17 protein-coding genes and 1 tRNA gene are annotated in these 16,455 nt (G+C 43.7%); 9 read left to right on the forward strand and 9 right to left on the reverse strand.

From position 1 onward, the window contains the following. Nucleotides 1–94: 94 nt before the first annotated feature. Complete coding sequence (locus PN447_RS17915) at nucleotides 95–1,486, reverse strand: malic enzyme-like NAD(P)-binding protein (protein WP_271764362.1); 1,392 nt, start codon at nucleotides 1,484–1,486, stop codon at nucleotides 95–97. A gap of 148 nt (nucleotides 1,487–1,634) precedes the next feature. Further along, entirely contained in the window at nucleotides 1,635–2,009 is a 375-nt protein-coding gene (locus PN447_RS17920) for a c-type cytochrome (RefSeq protein ID WP_271764363.1), read from the reverse strand. 208 nt (nucleotides 2,010–2,217) lie between these two features. On the opposite strand from PN447_RS17920, the gene petG reads away from it, so the two are divergent. Beyond that, nucleotides 2,218–2,331 (forward strand): cytochrome b6-f complex subunit V, encoded by a 114-nt coding sequence (gene petG, locus PN447_RS17925; protein WP_013191177.1) that lies wholly within the window; start codon nucleotides 2,218–2,220, stop codon nucleotides 2,329–2,331. A gap of 197 nt (nucleotides 2,332–2,528) precedes the next feature. Here petG and rsmD read toward each other — a convergent pair whose 3' ends face one another. Both rsmD and hisH read right to left on the reverse strand, forming a co-directional pair. Beyond that, a complete protein-coding gene (rsmD, locus tag PN447_RS17930) occupies nucleotides 2,529–3,089 on the reverse strand; it encodes a 16S rRNA (guanine(966)-N(2))-methyltransferase RsmD (protein ID WP_271764364.1) in 561 nt (186 codons plus the stop codon). 108 nt (nucleotides 3,090–3,197) lie between these two features. Beyond that, the gene (gene hisH, locus PN447_RS17935) at nucleotides 3,198–3,833 is read right to left on the reverse strand and encodes an imidazole glycerol phosphate synthase subunit HisH (RefSeq protein WP_271764365.1); all 636 of its coding nucleotides are present in this window, start codon (nucleotides 3,831–3,833) and stop codon (nucleotides 3,198–3,200) included. Nucleotides 3,834–3,891: 58 nt separating this feature from the next. Here hisH and PN447_RS17940 point away from each other — a divergent pair, with 58 nt between their 5' ends. The 4 genes from PN447_RS17940 to PN447_RS17955 all read left to right on the forward strand — a co-directional run bounded on the left by PN447_RS17940 (nucleotide 3,892) and on the right by PN447_RS17955 (nucleotide 7,760). After that, nucleotides 3,892–4,413, forward strand: a complete 522-nt coding sequence (locus PN447_RS17940; protein WP_271764366.1) for a peptidase C15 — start codon at nucleotides 3,892–3,894, stop codon at nucleotides 4,411–4,413. 31 nt (nucleotides 4,414–4,444) lie between these two features. Continuing rightward, nucleotides 4,445–5,800: a DUF3370 domain-containing protein gene (locus tag PN447_RS17945; protein ID WP_271764368.1), complete on the forward strand. Its 1,356-nt coding sequence runs from the start codon at nucleotides 4,445–4,447 to the stop codon at nucleotides 5,798–5,800. A 137-nt stretch (nucleotides 5,801–5,937) separates the two neighbouring features. Beyond that, nucleotides 5,938–6,816 carry a bile acid:sodium symporter family protein gene (locus PN447_RS17950; RefSeq protein WP_271764369.1) on the forward strand — a complete coding sequence of 293 codons (879 nt, stop codon included), beginning with the start codon at nucleotides 5,938–5,940 and terminating at the stop codon, nucleotides 6,814–6,816. Beyond that, the gene (locus PN447_RS17955) at nucleotides 6,816–7,760 is read left to right on the forward strand and encodes a 50S ribosomal protein L11 methyltransferase (protein ID WP_271764370.1); all 945 of its coding nucleotides are present in this window, start codon (nucleotides 6,816–6,818) and stop codon (nucleotides 7,758–7,760) included. Before PN447_RS17950 ends, PN447_RS17955 begins: the two co-directional genes overlap by 1 nt. Nucleotides 7,761–7,850: 90 nt before the next feature. Here PN447_RS17955 and PN447_RS17960 read toward each other — a convergent pair whose 3' ends face one another. The 3 genes from PN447_RS17960 to PN447_RS17970 form a co-directional block, all read right to left on the reverse strand. Next, nucleotides 7,851–8,846 (reverse strand): DnaJ C-terminal domain-containing protein, encoded by a 996-nt coding sequence (locus PN447_RS17960; RefSeq protein ID WP_271764371.1) that lies wholly within the window; start codon nucleotides 8,844–8,846, stop codon nucleotides 7,851–7,853. Between the two features lie 173 nt (nucleotides 8,847–9,019). After that, the gene (locus PN447_RS17965) at nucleotides 9,020–9,478 is read right to left on the reverse strand and encodes an AAA family ATPase (protein ID WP_271764372.1); all 459 of its coding nucleotides are present in this window, start codon (nucleotides 9,476–9,478) and stop codon (nucleotides 9,020–9,022) included. 80 nt (nucleotides 9,479–9,558) lie between these two features. Further along, nucleotides 9,559–10,848 carry a glucose-1-phosphate adenylyltransferase gene (locus tag PN447_RS17970; protein ID WP_271764373.1) on the reverse strand — a complete coding sequence of 430 codons (1,290 nt, stop codon included), beginning with the start codon at nucleotides 10,846–10,848 and terminating at the stop codon, nucleotides 9,559–9,561. 508 nt (nucleotides 10,849–11,356) lie between these two features. Here PN447_RS17970 and PN447_RS17975 point away from each other — a divergent pair. The 4 genes from PN447_RS17975 to PN447_RS17990 all read left to right on the forward strand — a co-directional run bounded on the left by PN447_RS17975 (nucleotide 11,357) and on the right by PN447_RS17990 (nucleotide 13,725). Then, nucleotides 11,357–12,802: a glycoside hydrolase family 13 protein gene (locus PN447_RS17975; RefSeq protein ID WP_271764374.1), complete on the forward strand. Its 1,446-nt coding sequence runs from the start codon at nucleotides 11,357–11,359 to the stop codon at nucleotides 12,800–12,802. Between the two features lie 103 nt (nucleotides 12,803–12,905). Next, nucleotides 12,906–13,157 carry a DNA-directed RNA polymerase subunit omega gene (locus tag PN447_RS17980; RefSeq protein ID WP_271734981.1) on the forward strand — a complete coding sequence of 84 codons (252 nt, stop codon included), beginning with the start codon at nucleotides 12,906–12,908 and terminating at the stop codon, nucleotides 13,155–13,157. Nucleotides 13,158–13,234: 77 nt separating this feature from the next. Next, entirely contained in the window at nucleotides 13,235–13,600 is a 366-nt protein-coding gene (locus PN447_RS17985; protein WP_271764375.1) for a DUF1818 family protein, read from the forward strand. A gap of 51 nt (nucleotides 13,601–13,651) precedes the next feature. After that, nucleotides 13,652–13,725 (forward strand) — tRNA-Pro (locus PN447_RS17990). A 67-nt stretch (nucleotides 13,726–13,792) separates the two neighbouring features. Here the strand turns inward: PN447_RS17990 and csaB are convergent. After that, nucleotides 13,793–14,824, reverse strand: a complete 1,032-nt coding sequence (gene csaB, locus PN447_RS17995) for a polysaccharide pyruvyl transferase CsaB (protein ID WP_271764382.1) — start codon at nucleotides 14,822–14,824, stop codon at nucleotides 13,793–13,795. A gap of 59 nt (nucleotides 14,825–14,883) precedes the next feature. After that, on the reverse strand, nucleotides 14,884–16,455 hold a 1,572-nt coding region (locus tag PN447_RS18000; protein ID WP_271764376.1), incomplete at its 5' end, for a putative Ig domain-containing protein.

Here is a 16,455-nt window from a genome sequence, read left to right on the forward strand (position 1 = left end):
ATTGGATGAGAAGCATACACTGAATTTCTCAAAGAAATTCAGTTACGGGAGTATGTCAGATTACCTATCTACCTGCAATGTGCTGTAAGTCCTGTTAACTGTGAGCAATTCCTTCTTGGCGAGCTGCTTGTTGGACAGCAGCAGCAACCGCAGGAGCAACCCGTTGATCAAATACTGAGGGGATAATATGTTCCCGATTCAAGTCTGAAGGTTTGACTAAAGATGCGATCGCACTAGCTGCTTCTAAATACATACTGGTAGTAATAGACCGGGCGCGACAATCTAAAGCACCACGAAATACCCCCGGAAAAGCCAAAACATTATTAATTTGATTCGGGTAGTCACTCCGACCGGTGGCCATCACAGCGACAAGTTTACTTACTAGTTCTGGCTGAATTTCGGGAATGGGATTAGCCATAGCAAAAACAATGGGGTCTTTAGCCATTGCTTGCACCATTTCCACTGTCAATACTCCCGGGGCGCTCACACCGATAAACACGTCTGCGCCCTGCACTGCACCTGCTAAAGTCCCCTGAGCTTTAACGGCAAATTCCTGCTTCTCTGGGGTCAAATCAGTGCGGTTAGTCGAGAGAATTCCTTTAGAGTCGCACATCCAAATTTTTTCGGCTCCAGCTTTGCGAAGTAACCGGGCGATGGCTACCCCAGCAGCTCCCGCACCATTAATCACAATGCGGATTTGTGCAATGGACTTGTTTACCAGTTTTAAAGCGTTAAACAAGGCTGCTAAGGTGACAATGGCTGTACCATGTTGGTCATCATGAAACACTGGGATATCCAATTCTGCTCGTAATCTTTGTTCAATTTCAAAGCAACGAGGAGCAGCAATGTCCTCTAAATTAACACCACCAAAAACCGGCGCGAGGTTTTTCACCGTCCGCACAATTTCATCTGTATCTTGGGTATTAAGACAGATAGGAAAAGCATCAATACCAGCGAATTCTTTAAACAGCATCGCTTTACCTTCCATCACTGGTAAAGCCGCAGATGGTCCGAGATTTCCCAAACCCAAAACTGCACTACCATCAGTTACAATAGCTACAGTATTTTGTTTGATAGTTAAATTGTAAACTTCTTCGGGAGCTTCGGCGATCGCAGTACAAATGCGACCTACTCCTGGGGTGTAGGCCATGGCTAAATCCGAAACACTCGTCAGGGGAATGCGACTGGTAATGCTAATTTTACCCCCACGGTGCAGGTTAAAGGTGCGATCGTAAACACTTAACACCTGAATATCTGGTAATGCTTTCACCGCTTGCACAATAGTCTCAGCGTGTTCAGTACTAGCCGCATCTACAGTAATATCACGGATAGACTCATGGCGTGTTTGTTCGATTAAATCAATTTGTCCCAGATTACCACCGCTGATGGCGATGGCCTGGGTAATTGATGCTAACATTCCCACACGATTGGGAATTTGCAACCGAAGGGTAACACTAAAACTAGAATTAGGAGTTAGCTTTGTCATTGTAATTTTGGATTTTAAGTTTGATATTCTATATCGAATTATCCGGAAATCGTAGCTAATTTTACCTCATTTAACCAATAATCCCACAGCTTCAAGCAGTGGGAGCATGAAGACAGCTGTCAAGTCTAGGATTATCGGCGCAATCTGACTATAGACTCTCCAAATAATTCAATAGGTCTGCCATTTCGTGATCGCTAGGTTGAAATTTTGGCATTGGAGGTGTTTCGCCACTAATTACTTGGTGAATTAGCTGGGATGGTGATTTGCGCTTTGAAACCCCTTGTAAACTAGGTCCTACTAGTCCGTCCGCTTCTATTCCATGACAACCAGCACAGTTGATCTGAAAGATAGCATTTCCTTGAACTGGGTTTCCTTTGAGGGAAAGGACATTGTTCACATAAGGATCAGAAGCTCTAACCATTTGAACACCAAAAATGCCCAAAGGAGCTGCTAGTAGTATCGCCAGAGCCAACAAGGCGATCCACTGTATTTGAGTTTCGGGTTTGGTAATCTGGTTATCCAAAAAGTTTGCCGTAGAAGTCGAGGTTACTAAAAGTTTTGCATTTCCTACACATAGCTTAAAATTTCTTGATGGTGTCTGCAAGCACTAAATATAATTTTTTCCTGATGATTTATGGACTAAAAACATTGTCGAAGGCGGGATTCATCTTCAATTTGATAGAATGAACAGCAGCATCCTATATCAAACATTTGCTAACAGGAGATTTAAAGTGGTTGAACCCCTGCTGTCAGGTATTGTCCTTGGTCTGATTTTTGTCACCCTTTCCGGGCTATTTTACGCTGCCTATAAGCAATACAAGCGCCCCACCGAGTTGGGCGGTTAATAGTTCTCAGTAGAGATGCGAGGAATCGCATCTCTATTTTTGTATAAAGTTAATTATATTTTATACTGAAACATATTTAAATAGCATAAAGCCTTTTTCAGGCTAATGAAGTACACATCAATTGCCTATTCCCTGTTCCCTATGCCCTGAAACTAAACAACTTTGTACCTCACGAGCATGGGAAATGCTATATAATTTTAAAGGATTGCATTCAATTTAACATTTGTATAAAAAGTTAGCGCTGTATTACCGTAAACCTTTTGGCGGCAAATTTCCCAATTGCTAATCATTGGAGGCTTCCAACCCTGGGGATTGTGTTCTACAGCTATTTCACCATTCACAGCTAATAAATTGTCATCAGCGATCGCTGCTAAAACTGGCTCATATAATCCACTAGCATAAGGCGGATCAAAGTAAATCTTCTCAAATTGTTTCCCTGATAACTTTTTTAACTGGTGAATGACATCACCTCGCAAAACTTGCCATTTTTGTTCACTACGGCTCACCTGCTGCCAATTTTGCTGAATGATGGCACAGGCTCGGCTAGATTTTTCTATTCCTACTACTAAACTGGCTCCTCTACACAAAGCTTCTGCACCCATGGAACCACTACCAGTACACACATCTAGCCAGCGACAATCTACAATTTCCCCTTGCCAAATGTTGAATACTGCCTCCCTGACCCGCGCACTAGTGGGTCTGGTAGCTTGCCCTGGTAAAGTTTTAATTTGGCGATTCCCGTAAATTCTCAGTGTCATTATTCGTTATGCATGAGTCATAAGTCATAAGTCATAGGTCAACAGTCAAGGGAAAAATCATGACAAAGGACAAACAACAAACGACAAAATCTCAAAGTTACAGTTGGATTATGCAGCAATTTTTTCGCGGACTTGTGCAACAAAATTAGACAGGATTTGCAACCCGATATTAGAAGATTTTTCCGGGTGGAATTGGACTGCTGTCAGGTTTTCATGGGCGATGGCGGCTGTGATGGTCTGAGATCCGTGAGTCACAGTGGCCGCACGAACTTGGGGGTCGCAGGGGTCAACATAGTAAGAATGAACGAAATATACCCAGGGACTGGCTGGTAAATGCTCCCACAAAAGGCTGTTTGGTTGGGTGAACTCTAGTTGGTTCCATCCCATATGAGGAATAGTAATCCCTGGTTCTGGTTGAAATCGGCGCACCTTTCCGGGGATAATTCCTAGCCCTGGTTGGGTTCCTTCCGCACTGGATTCAAATAAAATTTGCAATCCCAAACAGATACCTAAGAAGGGTTTACCAGACGAGATCGTATCTTTAATGGGTTGTTCTAAGCCAAGCGATCGCAGGTTTTGTACTGCGGGGTCAAATGCTCCCACCCCCGGTAATACAACTGCATCCGCCAGTTCTAAATCTTTAGCAGCATGAGTAATCTGAGGAGTTGCTCCTACTTTTTCTAAACCTTTGCAGACTGAGTGCAAATTTCCCATATCGTAATCTACGACTGCAATGACTGGCATTGACCTGCTCCTTGTAAGTTTATTATGGAGGGTGTTTCTATTCTAAATAATATTTCTTATGCGGAAAAGAATACTATTAACTTCTTTTGAGATTTGGTTGAGTGATCAACAGTCAAATTCTTCTGATGATTTATTAATCGAAGTGATCAAAGTTCACGCCCTTCCTCATGATTTAAAATTTTTACGGCGTTTACCTGTGGATGCAGATATGGCCAGTTCCCAAGTCAGGCAAAAAATTTCTCAACTCCAACCCAATTACATTATTTGTTGTGGTATGGCTGCTAGCAGGACAAAACTAAGTCTGGAAGCGGTTGCTAGCTGTGGGGAAAGTATTTTGCAGACAACTGTTAATTTAGAGAAAATAGTAGCAGGTACAACAGTAGTTGAGATTAGCCACGACTGCGGTAAATTTGTTTGTGAGAGTCTTTACTATTCAGTTTTACATTACTTATGTCAAAATCAACTGGCAACACCATGTATTTTTGTCCATGTTCCAGTGTTAAATCCAGATAATTTGCCCCTCATATTGGCTGATTTCTTATTAATTATTCACAATTTGGCACTTTTATCAAGTCCTTAGCGTCTCTAAGGTCAATATTTCTCTGATTTCTATGCTTCATTTTTTACTCAGTGGTATAATCGCCCAATCAACACCTACTACCGCACCCGCACCAGAAGCAATACAGCTTCAAGAAGTGCGTCCTTTACCGGGAAAACTGGATACTGTGCCTGTATTTAACAGCAATAGTCCAGAATTGGTATTAAAAGAAGGAATTTTACTTTCTACTTTTCCCGCAGATGACAAGAAAGCGCCAGCAGCACATTTAAATTATCCGTTTCAAGGGCGATTTGATGTTTTTGCCCACCATGTTGCTAAGGCTGAACCACCAGAGGATTTACGAGCGCTCTATCTAGGGATCATGCTGCATAACCCCGGAACTGAACCAGTAACAGTCAATATTTTGCAAGCAGCAAGTTATTTGAGTCAGCCAGATGCACCATTTATTCAGTTACCATCTGTGAGTCAGAATATCTTAGGTCAGATTTTTGCAGGCCCAGGCGATCGCGCTGTATCTGATATCTTAAGAGGAAGGCGGCAAGAAATTTTCCCCGCCCAACTTGTCATTCCGCCGGGTAAAAATCAGATGTTATTAAATCTCCCTATTCCCGTAAAGGAACTGACACCACCTTTAAATGGCCGCTCTACCTTAATGCGGTTACACAGTATTGGTAGAGTTTATGCGGCTAGTATGGCTTTATTTGGGCGTCAAAATGAGGATGGTACTGAGGGTGAGCCTAGTTTAGAGGAGTGGGAAAATTTACTAAAAAGTGGAGAATTATCAACCCCACGGGATAGAGTCCCCACACCCCTAGAAGCAACTAAACAACCCCAAATTTATGGGCGTGTCGCCGGAGTGGCTCAAGGTTCTCAGTGGAAATCCTTAGTTTTAGATCATGCAGAAGCTAGATATTTGACAATTCCCAAAAGTGGGCAAGCATTTTCCTATCCTATAAGTAGTTTGCACGGCGGTACTTTAGGAACTAGTCAAATTCAAGCAGCCCCCATGTTGGTGCGTTATCCTGATACCGCCTATCGCGCTCATGGCAACTATGGTATTCAATATAGTTTACATTTTCCCCTGCATAACAATACTGAAAATACTCAAACAGTTGCTGTATCTCTACAAACGCCAATCAAAGAGGAGAATTTGCTAAAACAGGGCTTACGCTTCTTCACAACCACAGCACCCCAAGTATTCTTCCGGGGGTCAGTACGTTTACGTTATACAGATGACCGAGGTCACGCCAAAACTCAGTTCACCCATTTAGTCCAAAGGCGGGGTCAACCTGGAGAACCCTTGATATTATTAAATATGCCACCAGGCGATCGCAGATTGGTAGAAGTAGACTTGATCTATCCCCCAGATGCTACACCGCCCCAGGTATTAACGATATCAACTCAATAGACATCTCTTGACACTCCCACGGATAGAATCACGTGGGATTCTTGCTTCACCCAGCCAACTTATTGAGAAAAGTTTCCTCATCTAAGCACCCGTGAGCAATGTATAATCCGGACGTAGTTTGATCCTTACCAATACAGATGCAAGAAAATTTTCTCACCACTGTTTTTCTGCCCCTAGCTTTATTTATTATTATGTTGGGCATGGGATTATCTTTGACCATAGAAGACTTCCGGCGAGTTGTTATCTATCCTAAATCAGTGGTAATTGGGTTAGTTGCACAGTTAATCATTTTACCAATTGTCGGCTTTGCCATTGCGTCACTGTTTCCCCTCGATCCAGCATTAGCCGTAGGTATAATGATTTTAGTAGCTTGCCCCGGTGGACCTACTTCTAACATGATTACACTCTTGGCCGGGGGAGATGTTGCTTTGTCCGTTACTCTCACAGCCATGAGTAGTTTAATTACGGTTTTTACTATTCCTCTGGTAGTGAATCTTTCAATGCAAGCATTTTTGGGAACGGGGACAACGCTACAGTTACCTTTTATCAATACTGTTTTGCAAATTGCAGTCATTACCCTTGTACCTGTATCAATAGGAATGTTAATCAATCGCTATGCCCCAAGAATAGCTGCAAAAGCAGATAAACCGGTAAAGTGGCTGTCTTTATTTTTCCTGGCGCTGGTGATTACTGGGGTGCTGCTGGGTGAACGAGATAATTTTATTTCCTATGTGATTGACGTGGGTTGGGTGACTCTGGTTTTAAATGTGGTAACAATGGCTTTGGGTTTTACCATCGCTACTTTAACCCAATTAGGTGAAAAAAGCGCTATAGCAATTACAGTGGAAGTAGGCATTCAAAGCGGAACTCTAGCGATCGCGATCGCTTCTTCCCCTACATTCCTGAATAATTCTAGAATGGCTATTCCCGCAGCTATTTATAGCTTATTGATGTTTGTCACTGGTATTGGGTTTGCGTCCTGGGTCAGTCGAAAACAAAAAATCATCTCAAAATAATGTCTTGGATAGAATTAAAACTGAATACAACCCATGAAGCGGTAGATTGGGTTTGTACGTTGCTGGCTGAAAGTATTGATATTAATAATGTTGATATTACCGAATATAGGGAATCTGATTCGCCTAACTCCGATTGGAAATTTACAATCCGGTTATATTTACCCTACGATGTCACTGCGCGGACACGTTTAGAAAACATTGAGAATCTGCTATCGCCTTTACATCGCACTGGAATGACCACAGCCATGGAGACTACTGTGGTTGAAAAAAAAATCAGATATGCGCCAGAGCCGCTGGTGCATCGAATTGGGAATAAATTCATTATAGTCAGTTCCGACACACCTGCTCAATCTGATCCAGCAGACAAAATTACCTTAAAACTCCGGAAAACCCTGGCCTTTGGTAGCGGTTTGCACCCTGCAACGATTCTCAGCCTGCGACTGCTAGAACGCCACATAACTCCTAAAATGGACGTGTTGGACTTCGGCTCAGGTTCAGGTATTTTGAGTGTAGCCATGGCCAAGCTGGGGGCGAATGTCTTAGCCTTAGATAATGACAGCATAGCTGTACAAGCAACTCAGGAAACAGTATTTCTTAATGGAGTACAGCAACAAGTAAAGGTAATGTCAGGTAGCCTGGGCTGTGGCTGTGAACTGGGGCATTGGATGGGTGGAAACACTGTTAAGGATGTATCCCCTGAAGTAAAAGACACCTTTGATCTAATTGTTGCCAATATTTTCGCACGGGTAAACATTGCCCTTGCCGATGACTTCAGGCGATCGCTAAGTCATAATAAAACCCAACCAGGGCTACTAATTACATCCGGGTTCACCACAGACCATGAGGAAAATGTCACCACAGCCTTAAATAAAGCCGGCTTTGAGGTGATAGACTGTGAACGATTAAACGAATGGGTTGCCCTTACCCACCAATATAATTCGTAATTGGTTAACTAGTAGCTCAGTTCGGATTTCGGTAATTCAGGTGGGTATATTTTGGAGACGTTTCGCCCGCAGGTCTCTACCTATGAAGGCTCAAAACTTGAACTGCTGTAGATGACTGCGGGGATTATAGGTACGTATAGCCCGGATTTTTTCATAATATTCTCGTTCTTGGGGGCTGAGATCCTTGGGAGGAACAATCGCCACTTTTACCAACTGATCACCACGTCCCCCCTTAGCTAAAGGCCAACCTTTCCCCCGCAACCGCAGGGATTGACCAGAACGGACTCCCGCGGGTAACTTGACATTTACAGAACCATCGGGGGTGGGGACATCTATTGAAGCTCCCAAGGTGGCTTCATCTGGGGTGATGGGAACTTCACACAGGAGATTATCACCTTCAAACTGGAAGAACGAATGTGGTTGAAGTTCAACCTTTAAATATAAATCGCCCCGTTGTTGAGTCATGGGGTTCAATTGACCTTTACCCCGCACCCGTAGGCGAGTCCCAGTTTTAGCACCCGATGGGATGCGAACTTCAATAGTTTCGTTACCTAAACTAAAGCGTTTCTGCACACCAGCGAAGGCCTCGGCAAAAGTTAAAGTAATTGCAGCTTCTGAATCTTGACCTCCACCCCTAGCAACATCTTGAAAACCAACATCATTAAAGCCACCATAACCGCTGGGTCTGCCCGTCGAAGTACGATAAGAGTAGCCAGGCCTTCCACCACGGGGGCTAGGTCCACCAAAACGCCCTAATAACTCGTTGACAAATTCATCAAAACTCCCGTACTGACTGAAGTCAACACCACCCATATCCACACCAGGACCGCCGCTAGGGAAACCTTCCCCCACTTGTTTCCAGTATTGACCAAATTGGTCGTACTTCTTGCGCTTATCAACATCTGACAAAACTTCGTAGGCTTCATTTACTTCTTTAAACTTTGCCTCTGCTTGCTTGTTCCCTGGATTGACATCAGGGTGATATTTACGAGCTAATTTCCGAAAGGCTTGTTTAATGTCTTCTGGACTGGCGGTTTTACTGACTTCCAAAATTGCGTAATAGTCTTTGAAATCGGTTGCAGCCATCTACCAGCCTCCTATAAAAATTTTTTTATGTTTTTTTCGTAAAGTGTGAAATTGGTTTTTTGCTCGGGAAAATCCCCAAGATAAAAAACTCTGATTTTAAATTAACAGACATTAAGGCAATTCAAGTGTGGTTCCCGCTCACTCCAGCGGCGCAATTTCCGTACTCTCTGCTTTTAGACAAAATAAATCAGCCGGTCTATTCCTTCTTCTAGACTAGGGGGCGCATCCCGGATTTGACGATACATTCTGAAAATGATTTCTTCGGGAACTTGACGCTGACGCTTTTGATTGCGTGCTAAACACAGCCAAACAGGGGTTCTCACCCATAATCCTGTAATGTGCGTAAAACCGACGCCCCGGGCTAAAGCGATAATTTCACCGCGCTGGCGTCTTCGAGCGTTGGTAGCATCGAAGATAGTTGTCTGATTGGCGGTTACTGCTTGTTGGAATTGCCGTTCTATTTCTCCCCAAATCAGCGGCCACGGACCCTGATTTGCTTCCGAACCAAAAAGTTGCCCCCGAATCGCATCCGTTGAAATCAGCTGCATCTGGGGGCTTTGTGCTATTAATTGTTGCGCTAAAGTTGACTTTCCACTACCAGGAAGACCAATTAGTACAAATATTTGTGTCACTTTTTCTGCATCCGTTGTCAGTGGTCAATTAGTATTGAGTAATTATTTATGACCCATGACTAATGACCAATGACCAATCACTAAATTATTGTTCCGTCGGGAATTACAGCATTTTTCATCACTACAATAATGCCACTGCGGATGTAAAAGCCTTGATTTTCCCGTTCTGCTTCTTGCACGTTATCTTTATTGATGATTTTTACATCATGACCGATACGGGCATTCTTATCAACGATAGCACGGCGAATAATCGTGTCTGTGCCAATACCTACGGGAATGTTTCCTTTATCTAAGTTACATTGACGTTCTACAAAAGGTTGATAAAAGTCTGCCCCCATGAGGAGAGATTCTTCGATTACACAGCCAGATTCAATGCGCGATCGCACTCCTAAAACTGAATGCTGAATCCGACAATCTTTGAGAATACAACCCTCGCCAATAATCGACTCTGTGACTGTGCAATTTAACAGTTTACTTGGGGGTAAATAACGAGCGCGAGTGTAAATTGGTGCTTCTTCATCGTAGAAGCTAAAGGGTGGTAAAGGTTGTTTAGTTAATGCTAAATTGGCATGATAAAAAGCATCAATTGTACCAATATCTTCCCAGTAATCATCAAATAAGTAAGCTTGAACATTGTAATCTTTACTGGCATCAGGAATAATTTCTTTGCCGAAATCAGTCCTTTCCAAAGATTCTTTCAACAACTTGATCAGAACATCTTTTTTAAAGACATAAATCCCCATGGAGGCGATGTAGGGTTGTAATTCGGCTTGGTCTGGTGATAATCCCAGCACTGTAGTATCGACCTGCATCTTATCTAATGCTTCGCCCTTGGGCTTTTCGCTAAAGTCAATCACCCTACCGGACTGGTCGATTTTCATTAAACCAAAGTCCGAAGCCCGGCTTTTATCTATGGGGATAACTGAAAGGGTAATATCAGCATTGGTTTCTTTATGGCGCTGGATAAACAGGCGGTAATCCATGCGGTATAGATGGTCTCCGGAGAGAATCAAATAATCTTCCGCATCCCATTCCTCCAATTGCCATAGGTACTGACGCACAGCATCAGCGGTACCTTGGAACCAGTTGGGGTTTTCTGGGGTTTGCTGTGCCGCTAGTACTTCCACAAACCCCTCGTTGAAGCCAGTAAAATTATAGGTACGGGCTATATGGCGATTCAGGGAGGTTGAGTTAAATTGTGTCAGCACATAGATTTTGTAGATTTCTGAGTTTATACAATTACTGACAGGAATATCTATTAAACGATACTTTCCTGCCACGGGTACTGCTGGTTTGGCACGTAGTTTCGTTAGGGGATAAAGACGAGTACCCGCACCACCACCGAGAATGATTGCTAATACTTTTTTCACAGAGTTTCTCCCGACTGCCTTTTTAATATCACCTTAAGTTTAGGACTGTGTGAGACTGCTGGTAAGGGGGGATCACAGATTCATAATTGGTTAAGTTGACACAATTCTCTTGGTAATGAATGAATTACCTAGTAAATATGTATCGCTTGTTACTTATATTACTTAATCAGGGTAATATTGCTGTGATTGATTGCATACTCAAAAACTCTTAAAAACAAGGTTTTATTTTCTCTCAGCGTAGATAAATATTGATAAATTATGGCACATTCAATTGATACTCAATTCAGTGTTATAAGTTATTCAAATTCTTTATGCTGATGCGATATAAGTATTTTAAATTACATAACAGAGTCAGTAACTATAGTTGCTCCCACAACAGTTTCATGGTATTTGGTCAAAGTTTTAAAAGGGCTGGCAATTTTTGATCCAACCTACAATCAAACTATCAAATTTTTGCCTGGTCATTACCTATCATTGGAGAGAAAGCGTCAAGATAAAAAAATAATTCATGGAAATTCAAACACCAGACTGGGTTAAGGACGCTGTTTTTTACCAAATCTTTCCAGACCGCTTCGCCAGAAGCAAACAGCCTCACAAAGGACTGTTGCATAATCCCCGTTGGGAAGATTGGGAAGCTCTCCCCACACTCCAGGGTTACAAAGGTGGTGACCTATGGGGGATTATTGAGCAGTTAGACTATATCCAGGATTTAGGAATTAACGCTATTTATTTTACTCCCATTTTTCAATCGGCGAGTAATCACCGCTATCACACCCACGATTATTATCAGGTTGATCCATTGTTGGGGGGTAATCAAGCATTTAAGGAACTACTAGAGGCCGCCCATCAACGGAATATTAAAGTTGTGCTGGATGGGGTGTTTAACCATACTAGTCGGGGGTTTTTCTTTTTCCACGATATTTTAGAAAATGGCCCTCATTCCCCTTGGGTGGATTGGTTCAAAATTACAGATTGGCCGCTGGCGGCTTATACAGGAGATTTACCGGCAAATTACGAGAGTTGGGCAGGTAATCGGGCTTTGCCCCAGTTTAATCATGATAATCCTGAAGTACGGGAATACATCATGGAAATTGGCGAATATTGGCTGAGATTTGGCATTGATGGTTGGCGTTTAGATGTACCATTTGAAATCAAAACACCAGGGTTTTGGCAAGAATTCCGCCATCGTATCAAAGCCATTAATCCCCAAGCTTATATTGTCGGGGAAGTTTGGGGAGATTCCCGGGAATGGCTGGATGGTACCCAATTTGATGGCGTGATGAATTACCTATTCGCAGTCCCGACCATTGCCTTTACCGCGGGCGATCGCGTAGTTTTAGAACAGGTACAAAGCCGCGAGTATCAACCCTACCCACCTTTATTCGCTGCTGAATACGGGAGCAAAATTCAGGAATTACTCCAACTTTACCCTTGGGAAATCCAACTCACCCAACTTAATTTATTAGGTAGTCATGATACAGCCAGATTAATTACCATTGCAGGCGGCGACCAAGCTACTCTGGAATTAGCCACTTTACTATTACTCACCTTTCCTGGTGCGCCTAGTATCTATTATGGTGACGAGGTGGGTTTACCCGGAGGTGTTGACCCTGACTCAAGACGTGGTTTTCCCTTAGAAGCTGATTGGAATCAAGAAATCCTCAACATTCACCGCCAATTAATTGCTTTACGCCACAAACACCCAGCCTTACGCACGGGGGACTACGAAGTTATCTTCGCCCGGGGAGAACTGTATATTTTTGCCCGGACTTTAGACACAGACAAACTCATCATTGCTGTTAACGCTGGGACAGCAAAGACAACAGCAAAATTAGATATTACCAGGTTGCAGACTCAACCCAACCAGGTTGTATATGGTGCGGCGGAATTTGAGTGGTGTGGTGAGCAGTTTTCCTTAACTGTTCCTGGACGCACTGGCTGCATTCTGGGTTAAGTTCCCGCAACCATTGAGGTTACTGGTAATTCAACTCTTAAAATCCCAACCAGTGAACTGTTAGTACTGCTAAACTGGGTAATGACCTCATGAACCACTGACTATGCTAAAGCGTTCCAAGTTCGAGACTACCCAGTCTCAAATCATGTACCGTGCTGAAGATTTGATTAGTGCGGCTTCCAATCGCTACCGCATTACAGTTCAGGTGGCAAACCGTGCCAAGCGTCGGCGTTATGAAGATTTTGACAGCCCATCGGATGATATCATGATGAAGCCAGTACTGAGGGCAATTATTGAAATGTCCGATGAACTGACCCAGGAAGATATCATTGGCGATGAGAAATCAGGATATTAATCTTATCTTGACATTCCCCGGTCTGACAGCTTACATGGCGTGGCCATAGACCCGGGGATTTTCAAAACAATTAATCTATGGAACATCTGATTAAAAGCGGTGCTGGTTGGCGAATTGGCTGGAAGCCCAACGCAGCCACATTCAAAGGATTAGTAGGTACAGATGATTGGGCAATAGAATTAACCGAAGCCGAGTTAAATGATTTTTGCCGACTATTGGCACAGCTAGCAGACACAATGAAACAACTGGCGGCGGAATTAATGGATGAAGAGAAAATTGCCTGTGAAGCCGAAAGTGATTTATTATGGATGGAGGTAGAAGGCTATCCCCATAGCTACAGTTTACGCCTCATCCTCAATACAGGACGGGGTGTAGAAGGTAAATGGGATAGTGTCGCAGTGCCGGAGTTATTGCAAGCAGCTGGGATGCTAAAAGTTTTTTAAATTCACCCCTTGATTATTCCAGAGATTTGCAGTAGAATGATAATTCTGAATCGGGGCGTAGCGCAGCTTGGTAGCGCGCCACTTTGGGGTAGTGGAGGTCGTGGGTTCGAATCCCGCCGCTCCGATAAACACAAGACCTAACCTGCTAGTTTTTGATTAAAGACTGGCAGGTTTTTTAATAGGTAGCTAGACTCATACATTAGTCAAGATGTGGCGGTGGATGAGAGCGCGATCTACTAAAGACTGAATTTGCTCAGATGATAGGGGAATACCATGGTCATAATGTTGTAGCCAAGTTCTAGTAATGACCTTGGGGTCATCTGGTAAAGTGGCTAAATCCCACCCTGGGATGGCTAATTCTTCCATGAGGCGATTGACTTTTGGGTCATAACTGAGAGCAAAGCAGCGACAACCTTCAGCCGCAGCCATGATTAAGCTGTGTAGACGCATCCCAATAGCCATGTCCACACCTTGATAAACACCTTTTAATAATTGCGGATCTTCTAAAAGCAGAATTTGGCTCACATCTGGTAATTGGGGTTGAATGGCTGTTGCAATCGGTAAATCTTCACTCTTGTGAAATGGCAACAGTAAAATAAAGGCTTGGGTAGCTTTTTGAAACTCGACTAAAGCGCGAGTCAAGTTAGCCAAACGTTTTTCTGTGAGTTGGGGGTGATTTCTTAAAGTTACAGCCACTCTCGGCGCTGGTAAATCCTCAAGCCCTGGTACTGGCTTACTTTGCAAAGCCCACACCGGGTCAGGGGCGACTAAACAGGGAATTTGCCAATCTCCTAATAACGCACCACTGGTGCGATCGCGCACGGTAACTGTGTTACAATGTCCGAAGGAGTATTCTGCTAACCAGCGAGTTTGTGGACGTAGTAACGGCCCTAGACCTTGCGCCCAAGCAATAGTTTTTAAACCCATTTTCTGAGCGAATACCATTAATCCCCCATAATAAAATGGACTCATGGTACTGGTAACATCTTGAATTAAACTCCCCCCGCCCCAAATGAAAATATCACTGGAACGGAGGGCTTGCAATACAGGCGCAACAGCCATGCGATTGTGAGATTCTACATGATAACGATGGCGGGTTTCCTCTGGATTGCCAGAAAGCACCACGGGTGTAACATGAGGTGGTAGCATTTGCAAAAGGGTAGCCAATAAAGCCTCGTCACCACCATTACCTTTACCATAATACCCAGACAATAACGCCCGCATCTTTGCCATTGGAAATTGATAACTTTCACTTCTTCTTAAGTTAGCATTAGCAGCGGCTCTTACCCCAGTAGCAAGTCCGAGATGAAAGCGTTGATTTCGGCTCCCGTGTTTCTCTGTCCTGTGAGTTCAGTGGTAAATAGATTAAAGGTAGTTTGCAGAATGGCATTGACGTTAGGATTATTCCTGAGTAACAATCCTTGACGAATCAAGAAAATATCCCCTCCTGTAACTTGACCATTACTATCAACGTCAAAAGCTAATTTGTTGACCCCATCGGCGATCGCACTCCTTAAAGCTGCACCTGTGGTGTTTGTGGCTCCCACGGTTTCAGTGCTAAAGAGATTAAAGGAAGTTTGGAGAATCACATCGACGTTAGGATTATTCCGTAACAGCAGATATTGGTCAATGAACAATAAATCAGCACCGGTCACCCTACCGTTACCATCAATATCTGTGGGATTGAGCAGGTCTACTACTGTCAGGGTAAAGCTGTCAGAGACACTTTCACCTGATGTATCTGTAGCAGTGAGGGTAATATCAACAGTACCGACATCTTCATTACTCGGTGTACCGCTAAAAGTGCGAGTTTCGGGATTGAAGTTTAACCAACTTGGTGTGGTAGCTGTGTAAGTGAGGTGATCTCCAGTATCTATATCGTTGAAGGTGTTTTCTCTTAAGGTGAAGTTAAAGCTTTCATCTTCTAGGGTGCTGATGTCGTCAATGGGATTAACTAAGGTTGGGGTATCATTTAAATCTGGTAATTTGAAGTCAATAGCTACAGCAGAAACATTATTATTCTCATCTGTTTCTAACTGGTAATTATAAATATCACTGACTACCAATAGGTAACCACTATTCACACCCTCAATGGGACTGTTGGGTAAGGTAACAGTAGTGGATGTGGTGTAACTTGACCCCGCTACTAGGTTATTGTAGTTCCAATATCCTACCAGGGATGTATCTTCATTGGGGTCAAAGTTGTCATCCACTGAGAAGTAGATATTATCGTACCAACTACTAGTAGTGTTACCACTACCTTGGTTGGTAACTGTCCAGGAGATGTTAAGGGTTTCTCCCCAACTGACTTCTCTGACAGCAGGTGTGATGTCGCTGACGATTAAATCTGGTAATTTGAAAGTATCAAAGGGTTGCTGTAGAGGTGTTCTGGTGTTCTGGTCGATGATAGTTACAGTACCTGGTTGTCCGGGAGTGCCTGGTTCACCTCCTGGACCTCCTGGACCTTGGGGACCTACCGGACCTTGTGGACCTACCGGACCTACCGGACCTTGAAGACCTCCTGGACATTGAGGACTTACCGGACCTTGTGGACCTTGTGAACCTCCTGGACTTTGGGAACCTACCGGACTTTGTGGACCAGTGGGACTTTGTGCGCCTGGTTGTCCGTCTGGACCGGTGGGACCTTGTGTACCGGTGGGACTTTGTGGACCGGTGGAACCTTGTGCGCCTGGTTGTCCGTCTGGACCGGTGGAACCTTGTGGACCGGTGGGACCTTGTTCACCGGTAGGAGGTTGAGGAATCAGCAAGGTAGTGAAGAGAGCCGGTACTAGCTCGTTGTTTGCTCCATCCCGAGCAGCTGCCATTGGTACAAAAACATTCAATGTTCCTTCAAA

It is taken from the genome of Anabaena sp. CS-542/02, from assembly GCF_028331085.1.
Taxonomy (GTDB): domain Bacteria; phylum Cyanobacteriota; class Cyanobacteriia; order Cyanobacteriales; family Nostocaceae; genus Anabaenopsis; species Anabaenopsis arnoldii.

What these genes read in the sequence shown, in the direction of transcription:
- PN447_RS17960 (WP_271764371.1), bottom strand. Translation starts at nt 8,846, where the DNA reads ATGGCTGCAACCGATTTCAAAGACTATTACGCAATTTTGGAAGTCAGT.
- PN447_RS17945 (WP_271764368.1), top strand. Translation starts at nt 4,445, where the DNA reads ATGCTTCATTTTTTACTCAGTGGTATAATCGCCCAATCAACACCTACT.
- PN447_RS17915 (WP_271764362.1), bottom strand. Translation starts at nt 1,486, where the DNA reads ATGACAAAGCTAACTCCTAATTCTAGTTTTAGTGTTACCCTTCGGTTG.
- rsmD (WP_271764364.1), bottom strand. Translation starts at nt 3,089, where the DNA reads ATGACACTGAGAATTTACGGGAATCGCCAAATTAAAACTTTACCAGGG.
- PN447_RS17980 (WP_271734981.1), top strand. Translation starts at nt 12,906, where the DNA reads ATGCTAAAGCGTTCCAAGTTCGAGACTACCCAGTCTCAAATCATGTAC.
- PN447_RS17950 (WP_271764369.1), top strand. Translation starts at nt 5,938, where the DNA reads ATGCAAGAAAATTTTCTCACCACTGTTTTTCTGCCCCTAGCTTTATTT.
- PN447_RS17955 (WP_271764370.1), top strand. Translation starts at nt 6,816, where the DNA reads ATGTCTTGGATAGAATTAAAACTGAATACAACCCATGAAGCGGTAGAT.
- PN447_RS17975 (WP_271764374.1), top strand. Translation starts at nt 11,357, where the DNA reads ATGGAAATTCAAACACCAGACTGGGTTAAGGACGCTGTTTTTTACCAA.
- PN447_RS17940 (WP_271764366.1), top strand. Translation starts at nt 3,892, where the DNA reads ATGCGGAAAAGAATACTATTAACTTCTTTTGAGATTTGGTTGAGTGAT.
- hisH (WP_271764365.1), bottom strand. Translation starts at nt 3,833, where the DNA reads ATGCCAGTCATTGCAGTCGTAGATTACGATATGGGAAATTTGCACTCA.
- csaB (WP_271764382.1), bottom strand. Translation starts at nt 14,824, where the DNA reads ATGCGGGCGTTATTGTCTGGGTATTATGGTAAAGGTAATGGTGGTGAC.
- PN447_RS17985 (WP_271764375.1), top strand. Translation starts at nt 13,235, where the DNA reads ATGGAACATCTGATTAAAAGCGGTGCTGGTTGGCGAATTGGCTGGAAG.